General features: G+C 72.4%; 8 protein-coding genes. 4 read left to right on the forward strand and 4 right to left on the reverse strand.

Annotated features, from left to right (window positions below):
* Window positions 1-33 precede the first annotated feature (33 nt).
* Entirely contained in the window at window positions 34-846 is an 813-nt protein-coding gene (locus ACFY01_RS13790; RefSeq protein WP_390735918.1) for an SDR family NAD(P)-dependent oxidoreductase, read from the forward strand.
* A 19-nt stretch (window positions 847-865) separates the two neighbouring features.
* Here the strand turns inward: ACFY01_RS13790 and ACFY01_RS13795 are convergent, their stop codons facing one another.
* The 4 genes from ACFY01_RS13795 to ACFY01_RS13810 all read right to left on the reverse strand — a co-directional run bounded on the left by ACFY01_RS13795 (window position 866) and on the right by ACFY01_RS13810 (window position 8905).
* Entirely contained in the window at window positions 866-1792 is a 927-nt protein-coding gene (locus ACFY01_RS13795; RefSeq protein ID WP_390735919.1) for an oxidoreductase, read from the reverse strand.
* 89 nt (window positions 1793-1881) lie between these two features.
* Window positions 1882-4215 (reverse strand): FGLLP motif-containing membrane protein, encoded by a 2334-nt coding sequence (locus ACFY01_RS13800; RefSeq protein WP_390735920.1) that lies wholly within the window; start codon window positions 4213-4215, stop codon window positions 1882-1884.
* A 372-nt stretch (window positions 4216-4587) separates the two neighbouring features.
* Complete coding sequence (ppdK, locus tag ACFY01_RS13805) at window positions 4588-7308, reverse strand: pyruvate, phosphate dikinase (RefSeq protein ID WP_390735921.1); 2721 nt, start codon at window positions 7306-7308, stop codon at window positions 4588-4590.
* Window positions 7309-7702: 394 nt separating this feature from the next.
* Window positions 7703-8905, reverse strand: a complete 1203-nt coding sequence (locus ACFY01_RS13810) for an ROK family protein (RefSeq protein ID WP_390735922.1) — start codon at window positions 8903-8905, stop codon at window positions 7703-7705.
* 120 nt (window positions 8906-9025) lie between these two features.
* Here ACFY01_RS13810 and ACFY01_RS13815 point away from each other — a divergent pair, with 120 nt between their 5' ends.
* The 3 genes from ACFY01_RS13815 to ACFY01_RS13825 all read left to right on the forward strand — a co-directional run bounded on the left by ACFY01_RS13815 (window position 9026) and on the right by ACFY01_RS13825 (window position 14963).
* Window positions 9026-10615 (forward strand): hypothetical protein, encoded by a 1590-nt coding sequence (locus ACFY01_RS13815; RefSeq protein WP_390735923.1) that lies wholly within the window; start codon window positions 9026-9028, stop codon window positions 10613-10615.
* The gene (locus tag ACFY01_RS13820) at window positions 10612-12549 is read left to right on the forward strand and encodes a glycogen debranching N-terminal domain-containing protein (RefSeq protein ID WP_390735924.1); all 1938 of its coding nucleotides are present in this window, start codon (window positions 10612-10614) and stop codon (window positions 12547-12549) included. Before ACFY01_RS13815 ends, ACFY01_RS13820 begins: the two co-directional genes overlap by 4 nt.
* A gap of 737 nt (window positions 12550-13286) precedes the next feature.
* A complete protein-coding gene (locus ACFY01_RS13825; RefSeq protein ID WP_390736220.1) occupies window positions 13287-14963 on the forward strand; it encodes a CDP-alcohol phosphatidyltransferase in 1677 nt (558 codons plus the stop codon).
* The last annotated feature ends 3 nt before the right edge of the window (window positions 14964-14966 follow it).

Raw genomic sequence — 14966 nt, forward strand, 5'->3', positions numbered from 1 at the left:
ACTGAACCGATCGGTCAAAAACAAGGGGAGATCATGACCACCACGAACACGACCCGCTTCACCGGCAGAACCGTCCTCGTCACCGGCGCCGGATCCGGCATCGGCCGTGCCGTCGCCCTCGCGTTCGCCGCCGAAGGGGCACAGGTCGTCGTGGCCGGGCGGCGGCGCGAGCCGCTCGACGAGACGGTCCGGCTGATCGAGGACCGGGGCGGCAAGGCGCTCGCGGTGACCGCCGACGTCTCGCGCGCCGAGGACGCCGAGGCGCTGGTCCGTGCGGCGGTGGACCTCCCCCGCTCTCGGCTTCGCTCGAGCGGGGGGACCCCCATCGGCTCGCTCGACGTGGCCGTCAACAACGCGGGCGTCTTCCGGGGCGGGCAGCCCCTCGCCGATCTCCCCGAGGCCGACTGGCGCGAGCAGCTCGACGTCAACGTCACCGGCGTGTTCCTGGCCCTGCGGGCCGAGATCCGCCGGATGCGGACCCAGCCGTCCGGCGGCGCGATCGTCAACGTCTCCTCCACCTTCGGGGCGCACACGAGCCCGGCCGGGGCCGCCGCGTACTCCGCCACCAAGGCCGCCGTGACCGCGCTCAGCCGGTCCGCCGCCGCGGACCACATCCGGGACGGGGTCCGCATCAACGTGGTCAGTCCCGGTGCCACGGCCACGCCCATGTCCCTGCGTCGCGGCGAGACGGAGGCCGACCGGGCCGAGCGCGCCCGGGCCACGCTGCCGCTCGGCCGGATCTCGGCCACCGAGGAGGTGGCCGCCGCCGTCCTCCACCTCGCCTCCGACGCCGCGGCGTCCACCGTCGGCACGGACCTGGTGGTGGACGGTGGCGGCTCGCTCTAGCGCGTCACGCCTCCGGCCGTCACGGTTTCAACGCGTCGTACGTGACCCCCGTCAGCCGCTCGGACTCCGCCCAGAGCCGCTCGCCCATCGCGTCGTTGAGCGTCCACGGTGCCCGCCAGGACGGCGCCGGCGCGCCCCGCCACGCGGCGAACGACGGGCCGAAGAAGGCGTCGGGCCGTACGTCGGGGGCGGTCGCCGCGTACAGCGTGGGCAGGGCGCCCGCCTCGGCCGGCTGGGCGACGACCCGGTTGCCGAGCTCCACGAGCCGCTCGGCGACCCTGCGGCCCTCGGCCCGGACACCGGCGGTCTGGAGGTTGGTGGCGGCGTACCCGGGATGGGCGGCGGCCGCGACGACCTCCGACCCGGCACCCGCGAGCCGGCGGCCCAGCTCATGCGTGAAGAGCAGGTTGGCGGTCTTGGAGCGGGCGTAGGCGATCCAACGCCGGTACCGGCGCGCGCTGTCGAGATCGGCCGGGTCGATGTTGGCCAGCGTGTGCATCATGCTGGACACGGTCACGATCCGGGCGCCGGGCGTGCCGAGCAGCGTGGGCAGCAGCAGGCCGGTGAGAGCGAAGTGGCCCAGGTGGTTGACGCCGAACTGGGTCTCGAAGCCGTCGGCGGTCGTCCCGTACGGCAGCGCCATCACACCGGCGTTGTTGACGAGCAGGTCGATCCGGTCGTACGGCAGGCCGTGCGCGAACTCCCGTACGGACGCGAGGTCGCCGAGGTCCAGCAGACCCAACTCCGCGGACGCGCCCGGCACTTCCCCGGTGACCCGCTCGACGGCCTCCCTCCCCCGCGCCTCGCTCCGGCACGCCATCACCACCCGGGCCCCCCGGCGCGCCAACTCCCGTGCGGTGACGTAGCCGAGGCCGCTGTTGGCGCCGGTGACCACGGCGGTGCGGCCGGTCTGGTCGGGGATGTCGTGCGCGGTCCAGCCGGGCATGAGCCTGGTCCTTCCGAAGGGATCGCCATGGGGAATCACCGGTACCAGGATGTCGTGACCGCCGCCGAACGCAAAGAACCCCTGTGACGTCAGGCCGTCCGGGCGCGCCGCTCGTCCCACGCCACGATCCGCCGCAGGGCCAGGGAGAAGGCCCAGGCGCCCAGGAACAGGGCGGTGGCTATGCCGAGGGTCCACCAGCGCAGGTCCGCCTTCACCACGAGACGGTTGCCGACAGCCGGGTGGAGGCTGTTCAGCAGGACGTGGAAGAAGAAGGTCAGACCGGTCAGGTAGACGGCGTACCAGGCGGGCTTGTTCCACTCCTTCAGAGCGCGTCCGTCCATGCCGGACAGCGGGAGCAGGCCGAAGACCACCACCTCGATGCCGGCGACGACCGCCAGCCCCACGGCGTAGGCGAGCAGGTAGCGGAGGCTGCCGGGCGGGGAGTGCCTGGTCTGGACGGACTGGACCAAGGGCGCGCCCAGCACCCAGACGAGCACCGCGGCGGCCAGGACGCAGATGCCGCCGATCAGCACCGCCTGGCCCTTGGGCATGACCCCGCCGGGGGCACCGGGCCGGTTGCCGCGGGCGCCGAACACCATGTAGACGGCTATCAGGCCGTAGACATACGGGACCGGGAACTCCAGTAACCGGGACATCGCCGTCATCAGGGCCGCGAGCAGCAGCCCTACTGGGACCACCCGCAGCTCGGAGCGGACTCCGTGCCCGCGCGGGCGGGTCAGGGAGTCCTTGGTCTTCTCGTAGGTGACCAGGACGATGAGCATCGACGCTGCGGCGCCGACGGTCTTGCCCACGGTCGACAGACCCCAGTTGGTCCTGGCATCGGCCCAGACGGCCATCGAACCGCCGAGGAGCGCGTAACCACACACCCTGGCCCAGCCGGGCAGCCATGCCTCGCGCTCCGCCCGCCCCGCCCGGCGACGACGCCACCAGCGCGTTATCGCACTGTCGGCCAACTGGTTCGGGAAGGCCCTCTCCAGAAGGAGGACCAGCATCAGGAACCAGGCAGCCATGCCCGCCGACCCGGCCAGGTCCTTCAACGCCCACGAGACGTGGGCCGGGGTGCGCAGGGCGTCGGCGAGACCGGGCGCCGGGTGGTGGCCGGTCCCGCCGCCCGAACCGTTGCCGCCACCACCACCGCCACCACTGTTGCCACCGCCGTTACCACCGCCACCGCCGTTACCACCGCCGCCGCTGTTGCCACCGCCGTTGCCACCGCCACCGCTGTTGCCACCGTCGCTCCCGCCGTCGGTGCCCCCCGAGGACGTCGGGGTGATCTCCCCTGTCTTGCCCTCGGGGTGCACGGTGGATCCGAGGGGCAGCTCGAAGACCGCCAGCGGGTCCGGTGACGGCAGGATGATCTCGCCCGCCTTCTCACGGTCCCGACCCGGGCAGTCCAACTGCACGTCGTGACGCCCGTCCATGTCGCCCGGGAGGTGGGCGTGGAGGTCGATGAACGCCCAGAGCCCCGCCCCCGCGTCGCCCTCGGTCGAGCCGTCGTCCAGCCAGGTGTGCAGGCGGCGGCCGCCGATGACGATGGCGCCCCGTGTGCACGCGGCCGGATAGTCGGTCATGTGGATGGTGACGTCATGGGCATCCTCCGGCGGCCCGGTGACGGGCGGGTCCACGGTGAACGTCCTGGAGTCCTGAACCGCTTGCGGCGAGTCACAGGTCGCGGTCACCTCATGCCCCCCTTCCGCGGCGGACGACGGGACGGACAGCGTGACGGTGAAGGCCCCGTCGGGGTCGGGTGTGCCGCCGACGGCGGCCTCCCCGTCCCACTGGACGTCCACCCCCGCGCCCTCGTCGCACACGAATCCCTCGCCGGTGACCGTCAGTTGCTGCTCCGGCCGGCCGGAGTCGGCTGACAGGCTGAGATGCGGGTCGGGTTCGGGACGGGTCGGCTCGATGACCTCGAAGGTGGTTTCGGCGGTGGGCGCGTCGTCCACCGCCGTGCAGACCGCCGTGATCCCGTACTGCCCGGGGGCGGCGTCCGCCGGCACGGCGACGGAGCGCGTGAAGCCCCCGCTGTCGTCGACCGTCAGGTCCATCGGTTGCTGCCCGTCCACGGTGAGCGTCAACGGGCCGGCGAGCCCGTCGCCCTCGGAGCAGTCGAAGTCCGCGCCGGTCACCGTGAACGACTGGCGGGGTTCCACCCGTTGACCGGGGGGCGTCAGCGAGGGATCAGCGGGCGGAGGCGGCGGAGGCGGGTCGTCCGTCTCGGTGTCCGTCGGCTGCGGGTCGGGCTGTGGATCGGGCTCTGGGTCGGGGTCCGTAGGGGACTCGACCGGACCCGACGGCTCCGGCGTGTCGTCCGCCCGGACCCCGGTCACCGCCCGCGCGCCGCCGCTCGCCACGGCCACGCTCGGTGTCGCCGTCACCGCCACGAGCAGCACCGCCGACACGACCGCCCGCCCCAGCCCCCGACCACATGTCCGCCCGCCCCACCTCATGACCGTCCCCCCTCACACCCCCGCGGCCCCCCGCACGCCGCGCCCCCTCGGCCTCCACCACGTCAGACGAACGGGCAGCCCCCGACTGTTTCCGGCCGCGGGGGGCGCAACATGGTGCGCCCCCGCAGCCGCCAGACCCGCACGCCCCCACCACGCGCCTCCGAGCTGGCTTTCACGCTCCGCTCCCCGGGGTTCGTGTACGCAGGCACGCCGAAGGGGCGGCACCCCCGCACAGGGTGCCGCCCCTTCTTCTCGTGCACCGGAGCCGCCGTCGATCGGTTGAGGGTCGGGGACCGACGACGGCTCCGGGGTCTCGCGGGAGGGTCAGCGGTGGTCGCTGCCCTCCGACTGGGTGGCCGCACGGCCGGCCTCCAGGCGGGCGACCGGGATGCGGAACGGGGAGCAGGAGACGTAGTCGAGTCCGGCCTCGTGGAAGAAGTGGACCGACTCGGGGTCGCCGCCGTGCTCTCCGCAGACGCCGAGCTTGAGGTCGGGGCGGGTCTCGCGGCCCGCCTTCGCCGCCGCCTTCACCAGGGAACCGACGCCGTCCTTGTCGATCGTCTCGAAGGGGGACACCCCGAAGATGCCCTTCTCCAGGTAGGCGGTGAAGAAGCTGGCCTCGACGTCGTCCCGGCTGAAGCCCCACACCGTCTGGGTGAGGTCGTTGGTGCCGAAGGAGAAGAACTCCGCGGCCTCGGCGATCTGACCGGCGGTGAGCGCGGCGCGCGGCAGCTCGATCATCGTGCCGATCGACAGCTTCAGCGACACGCCCGTGGCCGCCTCGACCTCGGCGACGACCTGGTCGGCCTCCTCGCGGACGATCTCCAGCTCCTGGACGGTGCCGACGAGCGGGATCATGATCTCGGCGCGCGGGTCGCCCTTGGCGTTCTTGCGCTCGGCCGCGGCCTCGGCGATGGCCCGGACCTGCATGGTGAACAGGCCGGGGATGACCAGGCCGAGACGGACGCCGCGCAGACCCAGCATCGGGTTCTGCTCGTGCAGCCGGTGCACGGCCTGGAGCAGGCGCAGCTCGTTCTCGTGCGGCTCCTGACGGGACTCGGCGAGGGCCACGCGGACCGAGAGTTCCGTGATGTCGGGGAGGAACTCGTGCAGCGGCGGGTCGAGGAGGCGGATGGTGACCGGGAGGCCGTCCATCGCTGAGAACAACTCCACGAAGTCCTGCTTCTGCATCGGGAGCAGGGCCTTCAGGCTCTCCTGGCGCTCTTCCTCCGTGTCGGCCAGGATGAGGCGCTCGACCAGCTCGCGGCGGTCGCCGAGGAACATGTGCTCCGTGCGGCACAGGCCGATGCCCTGCGCGCCGAAGCGGCGGGCGCGCAGCGCGTCCTCGGCGTTGTCCGCGTTGGCCCGCACCCGCAGCCGGCGCTTGCGGTCGGCGAAGGCCATGATCCGGTGCACGGCCTCGACGAGTTCGTCGGCGTCGTGGGCTCCGGCGTGCATCCGGCCCTCGAAGTACTCCACGACCGGGGAGGGGACCACCGGGACCTCGCCCAGGTAGACCTTGCCACTGGAGCCGTCGATGGAGATGACGTCGCCCTCCTCGACGACGTGCCCGCCCGGGACCGTCATCCGGCGCCGCTTGGTGTCGACTTCGAGGTCCTCGGCGCCGCAGACACAGGTCTTGCCCATGCCGCGTGCGACGACGGCCGCGTGGGAGGTCTTGCCGCCGCGGGAGGTGAGGATGCCCTCGGCCGCGATCATGCCGTCCAGGTCGTCGGGGTTGGTCTCCCGGCGGACCAGGATGACCTTCTCGCCCGAGCGGGACCACTTGACGGCGGTGTAGGAGTCGAAGACGGCCTTGCCGACCGCCGCGCCCGGCGAGGCCGCGATGCCCCGGCCGACCTGCTCGGCCTTGGCGTCCTCGTCGAAGCGGGGGAACATCAGCTGCGCGAGCTGGGCGCCGTTGACGCGCTGGAGCGCCTCGGTCTCGTCGATCAGGCCCTGGTCCACCAGCTGGGTGGCGATGCGGAAGGCGGCACCGGCGGTGCGCTTGCCGACGCGGGTCTGGAGCATCCACAGCTGGCCGCGCTCGATGGTGAACTCGATGTCGCAGAGATCCTTGTAGTGGTTCTCCAGGGTCTCCATGATCTGCATGAGCTGGTCGTACGACTTCTTGTCGATCTGCTCCAGCTCGGCCAGCGGGACCGTGTTGCGGATGCCCGCGACCACGTCCTCGCCCTGGGCGTTCTGGAGGTAGTCGCCGTAGACGCCCTGGTGGCCGGAGGCGGGGTCGCGGGTGAAGGCGACGCCGGTGCCGGAGTCGGGGCCGAGGTTGCCGAAGACCATGGAACAGACGTTGACGGCCGTGCCGAGGTCGTGCGGGATGCGCTCCTGGCGGCGGTAGAGCTTGGCCCGGTCGCCGTTCCAGGAGTCGAAGACCGCCTTGATGGCGAGGTCCATCTGCTCGCGCGGGTCCTGCGGGAAGTCCCGGCCGGCCTCCTTCTTCACGATCTTCTTGAAGGTGGTGACCAGCTTCTTCAGGTCGGCGGCCTCCAGCTCGGTGTCGACCGTGACCTTCTTGGCCTCCTTGGCCTTGTCGAGGGCCTCCTCGAAGAGCTCGCCGTCGACGCCGAGGACGGTCTTGCCGAACATCTGGATGAGGCGGCGGTAGGAGTCCCACGCGAAGCGGTCGTCGCCGGCCTGCTTGGCCAGGCCCTGCACCGACTTGTCGGAGAGGCCGATGTTCAGGACGGTGTCCATCATGCCGGGCATGGAGAACTTGGCGCCGGAGCGGACGGAGACCAGGAGGGGGTCGTCGGCCTGGCCGAGCTTCTTGCCCATCTTCTGCTCGAGGGCGTCGAGGTGCGCACTCACCTCGTCACGCAGTGCCGCGGGCTCCTCGCCGCTGTCGAGGTAGACCTTGCAGGCCTCGGTGGTGATGGTGAAGCCGGGCGGCACCGGGAGACCCAGGTTGGTCATCTCGGCGAGGTTGGCGCCCTTGCCGCCCAGGAGGTCCTTGAGGTCCTTGTTGCCCTCGGTGAAGTCGTAAATGAACTTCGCTACGTGGGGTTCTTTGTTTTCCGACACGGGTCTCGACTCCTTGAGGCCGCGGTGGCTGCCCTGACGGCGAGGAACATACCCAGATCGAAGGTGCCTGGGTACGTCCACTTGCGTGTCATGCGCCCGTAACCAGCCGTCCGCCAGCGGATCCAAAGTCAAAGCTTGGCAAGCGGTGACGGGCGAGTGTTTTCACTTCTTGAACACACAGGTGCCCACAGGTGCGATTTTCCGCTCAGATGAGCGGGGCGCTCGCACGTCTGATTTCGATCGATGAACGATCAAGGGGTGGCACCGAGTGCCACCCCTTGGAGAAGTGCAGTCGCGCAAGATCCGCTCATCTGAGCGCTACCCTTATCAAGGGTGGCGAGAATCACGCTGCCACAGCGCGCCGAATTTCACCATGCGGACGTGCGTCCGGACGTCACACACCCAGCGCCAGCAGCCGTTCCTCCACCCGCTCCGGCGCGTACAGATGCTCCACGACCAGGGCACCCGCCCCCACCAGCCCGGCCCGCTCCCCGAGCCGCGAGGTGACGACGTCCAGGTGGGCGGTGGAGCGCGGCAGGGCCCGCTGGTAGAGCAGCTCCCGTACGCCGGTGAGGAAGGACGTCCCGGCCAGGTCGCCGGCGATCATCAGCACGCCGGGGTTGAGCAGCGTCACCACGGTCGCCAGGACGTCCCCGACCCGGCGCCCGGCCTCCCGGGCCAGCGCCGCCGCCTCCGGGTGCCCGGCCGCCAGCAGGTCCCGCACGTCCGAGCCGCTGGCGGCCCGCACACCCGCCTCGGCGAGCCGGCGGGCCACGGCGCCACCGCTGGCGACGGCGGCCAGACAGCCGTACGACCCGCACCGGCACAGTGCCTCGGCGCCCTCCGGCACCCGGATGTGCCCGATGTCCCCGGCGCCGCCGTCGATGCCCCGGTAGATGGAGCCGTCCACCACGACCCCGGCGCCGATCCCGGTCGACACCTTCACCAGCACGAACGCCGAGCAGTCCGGGTGCCCGGTGCGCTGTTCCCCGTACGCCATGAGGTTGGCGTCGTTGTCCACGAGCACGGGGACGCGCGGGGCACCAGTGCGCTCGGTGAGGGCACGGGCCAGGCGGCCTCTTATGTCGTAGCCGTCCCAGCCGGGCATGATCGGCGGCTGGACGACCCGGCCGGTCTCGCTGTCGACGGGCCCCGGTACGGCGAGCCCGATGCCGCAGACCTCCTCCGCCCGGTACCCCGCCTTCTCCAGCAGCTCGGCGAACCACCGGCCGAGCTCGCCGAGCACGGTGTCCGGGCCGTCCTCGACGGCCAGCGTGCCGGAGTGCTCGGCGAGCATCTCGCCGGTGAGCGTGAGGACCGCCACGCGCGCGTGCCGGGTGTCGAGGTCGGCGGCGAGGACGACGGCGTGGGCGTCGTCGAACTCCAGGGTGATCGAGGGCCGGCCGCCCAGCGGGGAGCCGACCGGGCCACCGGCGCCCTCGCGCAGCCAGCCGGCCCGGAAGAGACGGTCGAGCCGCTGGCCGACGGTGGCCCGGGACAGCCCGGTGACCTGCTGGAGGGCACCACGCGTCGTGGCGCGCCCCGTGCGCACCAGTTCGAGCAGATCACCGGCGCTCGCCTGACTCCGACCGCTCATGCACACCCCCTTGTGCTTCTCAAGTCTGCATTACATAGTGAGTTTTGCGTGTTAAATAGACGTAACCCTACGGTGGTCACGGCCGAACCGCTCGGCCGGACGTCTTTCGGGGAGCCCCGAGTGGATCGCACTGCCCAGCTCACCGCCGACCGCACCGCGCGTGCGATCGCATACGATCCGCCGTCCGCGGCGAGGTCGACCGGTTCACCGCACGTCGGCGCCGCCCGCGTGCTGGAGGGCAACTGGACGGGCACGTCGACGGTCCCCTCGCGCAGCCTGTACCCGCACCAGTGGTCCTGGGACTCCGCGTTCATCGCGATCGGCCTGCGGCACGTCTCGCCGTTACGGGCGCAGACGGAGCTGGAGACGCTGCTGGCCGCGCAGTGGGGCGACGGGCGCGTCCCGCACATCGTCTTCAACCCCTCCGTACCGCTCGACGCGTACTTCCCGAGCCCCGACTTCTGGCGCTCCTCGACCGCGGGGCGCGCTGCGGGCGCCCCGCGCACCGTACAGACCTCCGGCATCGTGCAGCCACCGGTGCACGCGCTGGCGGCCTGGCTGGTGCACCTCGCCGACCCGGGGCTGTCCCGGGCCCGGGGCTTCCTGGCGGGGGTGTACCCGCGGCTGGCCGCCTGGCACCGCTATCTGCTGCACCGACGGGACCTGGGCGGCGGCGGGCTGGCGTCCGTCGTGCACCCCTGGGAGCAGGGCATGGACAACAGCCCCTGCTGGGACGCCCCGCTCTCCCGCGTCACCCCGGCACCGGCCCGCTCCTTCCGCCGTGCCGACCTCGACCACGGAGCGGCGGAGGCCCGGCCGACGGACCTGGACTACGGGCGGTACGTGCGGCTGGCGACGGACTACCGGGACGGCGGATATGCCGACGGCGGAGGGGAGTTCGCTGTCGAGGACCCGGCCTTCAACGCCCTGCTGATCGCCTCCGAGCACGCGCTGGCCCGGATCGCCGAGGAGCTGGGCGCGACCGGCACGGCCCGGCACGCGCGCGCGGAACGCCTGACGGACGCGCTGCTGGAGAGGCTGTGGGACCCGGCGCGGGGCATGTTCCTCTGCCGGGACGTACGGGACGGCGGCCTGATCCCCGAGCGCGGCGTCTCCGGTCTCGTCCCGCTCCTCCTGCCCGGCCTGCCCCGCGAGACCGCCGCCGCGCTGGTCGGCACGCTCACCGGCCCGCACTTCGGCCTCGGCGCCACCACCCGTCTGGTGCCCAGCTACGACCTGCTCGGCGAGGCCTTCGACCCGCACCGCTACTGGCGCGGCCCCGCCTGGTTCAACACCGGCTGGCTGGTGGAGCGGGGCCTGCGCGCGCACGGCGAGCGGGAGCGGGCCGACGCGCTGCGGGCGGACCTCGTGCACACCGCCGGGGCGACCGGGTTCGCCGAGTACGTCGACCCGTACACCGGCGAGGCCCGCGGCGCGCTCGGCTTCGGCTGGACCGCCGCGCTCACGCTCGATCTGCTTCACGGGTCCCCCGGGCACGGCGTGTCCCCCGAGGGCCCCGGCGCGTTCGACAGGAGTGACTTCCACAGGAGCGACCACCGTGGAAGCGACCCCCGTGGAAGCGATTCTCACGGAAGCGACTCCCACGGAGGCGACCCCCGTGGAAGCGAATCCCGCGGAAGCGATTCTCACGAAAGCGACTCCCGCGGAAGCGACTTCGGCAGCAGCGACAAGGGAGGGGGCCGGGGATGACGGACCGGCATCATCTGCTCGTGCATGGCGCGACCTTCGCGGCCGTGGGCGACCGGGGCGACATCAGCGGCGTCCGGGGCGGCGGCTCCCCGGACGGGTTGTTCGTCCGCGACGGCCGACACCTCAGCCGCTGGCAGCTCACCGTGGACGGCGCGGTGCCCGAGGTGCTCACGCCGGTCGCGGACGGCGACGGCACGCGCTGCGTCCTGGTCCCGCGCGGCGGCCGGCAGGAGCCGCCCGCGCACACCCTGTTCCGTGAACAGGCGGTCGGTGACAGCTCGTTCGTGGAGTCGCTGCGGGTGACCAGCAACCGCCCGGTGCCCACCACGGTCCGCCTGGCGATCACCGCCGACGCCGACTTCACCGACCAGTTCGAGCTGCGCTCCGACCACCGCACCTACGCCAAGACCGGCGTCGTACGCTCCCGCCGGGTCCTGGACGACGGCCTGGAGTTCACCTACCGCCGCGGCGAATGGCGGTCCGTCACGACCATCACGGCCGACCCCGCCCCCGACGGTGTGGAGGAGACCGGCACGGGAGCCCGCCGGCTCGTGTGGACCCTCGAACTGGAACCGCACGGCACGGCCGAGCTGGTGCTGCGCGTGATCGCCCGGCCGCACGGCGAGAAGCGGGCGTTGCGGGTGCCGCGCTCCCCCGCCGCGGTGAACGAGCAACTGCTCGCTGCCGAGGGTGAGTTCGTGGAGGGCGTGGCCTTCCCGACCGGCTGGCCGGAGCTGGCGGCGGCCTGTGCCCGGGGTCTGACCGACCTCGCCTCGCTCCAGGTCCCGGCGACCGGGCCGGACGGGGAGGAACTGCGCGTACCGGCGGCGGGCGCGCCCTGGTTCCTCACCCTCCTCGGCCGCGACGCCCTGCTGACCTCGCTGTTCACCCTCCCCTACCGCCCCCGCCTGGCCGCCGCGACACTCCCCGCGCTCGCCGCCACCCAGGCGACCCGGAGCATCCCGGCCTCGGTCGCCCAGCCCGGCAAGATCGTGCACGAGGTGCGGCACGGCGAGCTGGCCCACTTCGGGCAGGTGCCGTACGGGCGGTACTACGGCTCGGTCGACGCCACCCCGCTGTTCCTCGTCCTGCTCGGCGCGTACGTCGAACAGACCGGGGACGCGGCCCTCGCCCGCCGGCTGGAACCGCACGCCCGCGCGGCGATCGGCTGGATGCTCGACCACGGCGGCCTGGCCTCGCGCGGCTACCTGGTGTACCGCGCCGACCGGGGCGGCCTCGCCAACCAGAACTGGAAGGACTCCCCCGGCGCCATCTGCTCGGCCGACGGCACCCGCCCGCACGGGCCGGTGGTGGCGGCGGGGGCCCAGGGCTACGCCTACGACGCGCTGCGCCGCACGGCGTGGGTGGCGCGCACGGTGTGGGGCGACGAGACGTACGCGGCCCTGCTGGAACAGGCCGCCGCCGACCTGCGCGACCGCTTCCAGCGGGACTTCTGGATGCGGGAGCGCTCCTTCCCCGCGCTCGCGCTGGACGGAGAGGGCCGCCAGGTCGATGCGCTGGCCTCGGACGCGGGGCACCTGCTGTGGTCGGGGCTGCTGGACAAGGAGTACGGGGAGGTGGTCGGCCGCAGGCTCCTGGAACCGGACTTCTTCTCGGGCTGGGGCGTCCGCACGCTGGCGGCCGGGCAGTCGGCGTACCACCCGCTCTCCTACCACCGCGGTTCGGTCTGGCCGCACGACAACGCGCTGCTCACCCTGGGTCTGGCCCGCTACGGCCTGCACGACGAGGCCCGTACGGTCGCCCACGCCCTGGTCGACGCGGCGACGGCCACCGGGCACCGGCTGCCGGAGGTCCTCGCGGGGTACGGTCGCGACACCCACGCCGAGCCCGTGCCGTACCCGCACGCGTGCGTACGCGAATCCCGCTCGGCGGCGGCGCCGTTGGCGCTGCTCACGGCGGTCGGGGGCGCCTAGGGTCTGTTGCCCCGGTCCCGTCCGAATGGAGTATTGGCGAGCCGTTTGCCGGGTGTTTGCCCAGGGTCCTGAACAGGCATCGGAGGCGAGCCGTACGGGATGGCGGCCGGCCCCTGCCTCCCCGCGTGGCCTGCCGCCTCCGTTCACGGGCCTCGCACGGAAGGACCTCCGGGTTGCCTCAGCACACGAGCATTCGCCAGTCACCGGAAACGGACGGCGCCGCCGCCCGGCCGGACTTCGAGGAACCCGGGGCCGAGACCGAGGGCGCTGCCTCTGCCGAGGCCGGGCCGGACGACTCCGGCGAAGCCGCCACCGGGAACGCCGGCGGGGACGGCACCGCGCGGGCCGCCGAAGCAAGCGCCCCGGAAACGGAGCCCCCGTCCACCGGCCCGAAGCCCGCCCCGGACGCCGCTGCCGACCCGGAGGCCACCGCCCAGGCGGCCCCGGAAGAGACCGCCACTTCGGAAGCCGCCGCCTCCGAGCCCACACCGGAGACCGACGCCCCGGAGACCACGGGCGCGGCCACCACCTCCACGGCGCCCCCCACGGCCACCTCGAAGGACGCCCCCGAGGCAGCCACCCCCACCCCGGCAGGCGCGCTCGAAGCGACCGCTCCCGCGACCACCCCCGAAGCCGATACTCCAGAAACCGACGCCCCCGAAACCGCCGACGGGGCCCCCACCGCCGGCCGGCGTCCCGCGCGGCGTGGCTGGCCCGGGTGGAGCGGGCGAGCCCGGATGCGGCGGCGGCGGGAGGCGTGGCGGGCGGCGCATCCGACGGCCGCTTCCGTGCTGTCGGTGTCCGTGACCGTACTGGCCGCCGCGCTGGTGCTGGCCGCGCTGCTGCTGCCGAACACCGTGGTCGGGCTCAAGCCGGTGAAGTTCGCGCGAATACCGGCGGAGGCGATCATCGGGGCCGCCGTGATGCTGGCGCTGCCGCGCCGCCCCCGGGTCGTGCTGGCGGCCGTCTCCGGCGTCGCGCTCGGTGCGATGACCGTACTGAACTTCCTCGACATGGGCTTCAACCAGTACCTCGGCCGGACCTTCAACCCCATCCTCGACTGGACCCTGCTCAGCGACGCGCAGTCGTACCTGAACGACTCCCTCGGCAAGACGGTCACGCTCGCCGCCACCGTCGGCGTCATCGCGCTCGTCCTGCTGCTGTTCCTCCTGCTGGCCCTGTCCACGGTCCGGCTGAGCAACCTGCTGGCCCGCAACACCGGCGCGGCCACCCGGGGCACACTGATCGCCGGCGTCGTCTGGATCACCTGCTCCTCCCTCGGCATCCAGATCTCCGGCGTGCCGATCGCCTCCGACCGCACCGCCGCCGCCCTGAAGGTCCAGGCGCACAAGGTCGAGAGCACCCTGCGCGACGAGGCGGAGTTCGAGAAGGTCGCCAAGGTCGACGCCTTCGGCAACACGCCGGCCAGCCAGCTGGTGCCGGACCTGCGCGGCAAGGACATGATCTTCACGTTCATCGAGAGCTACGGCCGCAGCGCGATCGAGGACCCGATCATGGCGCCCGGCGTGGACAAGACGTTGGACGTGCGGACCAAGGCCCTGGCCAAGGCGGGCTTCCACGCCAAGAGCGGCTGGCTGACGTCGGCGACGTACGGCGGCAGCAGCTGGCTCGGCCACTCCACCACCATGTCGGGCCTGTGGATCAGCAACCAGCAGCGCTACCGCACGGTCATGGCCAGCGACCACCTGAGCCTCACCGACGCCTTCAAGAAGACCGGCGCGTTCGACACGGTCGGTGTGATGCCGGGCGTGCAGAAGGGCTGGCCGGAGCAGAAGTGGTACGGCCTCGACAAGGTCTACAACGCCTTCCAGCTGGGCTACAAGGGCCCGAAGTTCAGCTGGTCGACCATGCCGGACCAGTACGCGCTCCAGCAGTACCAGGAGCGGGTGCACAGCAAGAAGGTCGCCGCCGGCAAGTCGCGGATGTCGCTGCTCATCCTGACCTCCAGCCACCAGCCCTGGGCGCCGATCCCGAAGATGGTCGGCTGGGACCAGCTGGGCGACGGCTCGGTCTTCAAGGGCATCGAGGCGGCGGGCAACAAGCCCGAGGACGTCATCGCCGACACCACCAAGTCCCGCGAGGAGTACGGCAAGTCGATCCAGTACTCGGTGACCGCCCTCACCCAGTGGCTGGAGCGCTACGGCAGCGACGACACCGTCCTGGTCTTCCTCGGCGACCACCAGCCCATCGCCCGGGTCAGCGGCAACCACGCCAGCCGGGACGTCCCGGTCTCCATCGTCGCCAAGGACCCGAAGGTGCTGGACAAGATCGCCGACTGGAACTGGACGGACGGCCTGCGGCCCGCGCACGACGCGCCGGTGTGGAAGATGAGCTCCTTCCGGGACCGCTTCCTGACGGCGTACGGCTCGACCCCGCACCCGAAGAGGCGCTGACCG

The organism is Streptomyces sp. NPDC001480 (assembly GCF_042894725.1).
GTDB lineage: Bacteria > Actinomycetota > Actinomycetes > Streptomycetales > Streptomycetaceae > Streptomyces.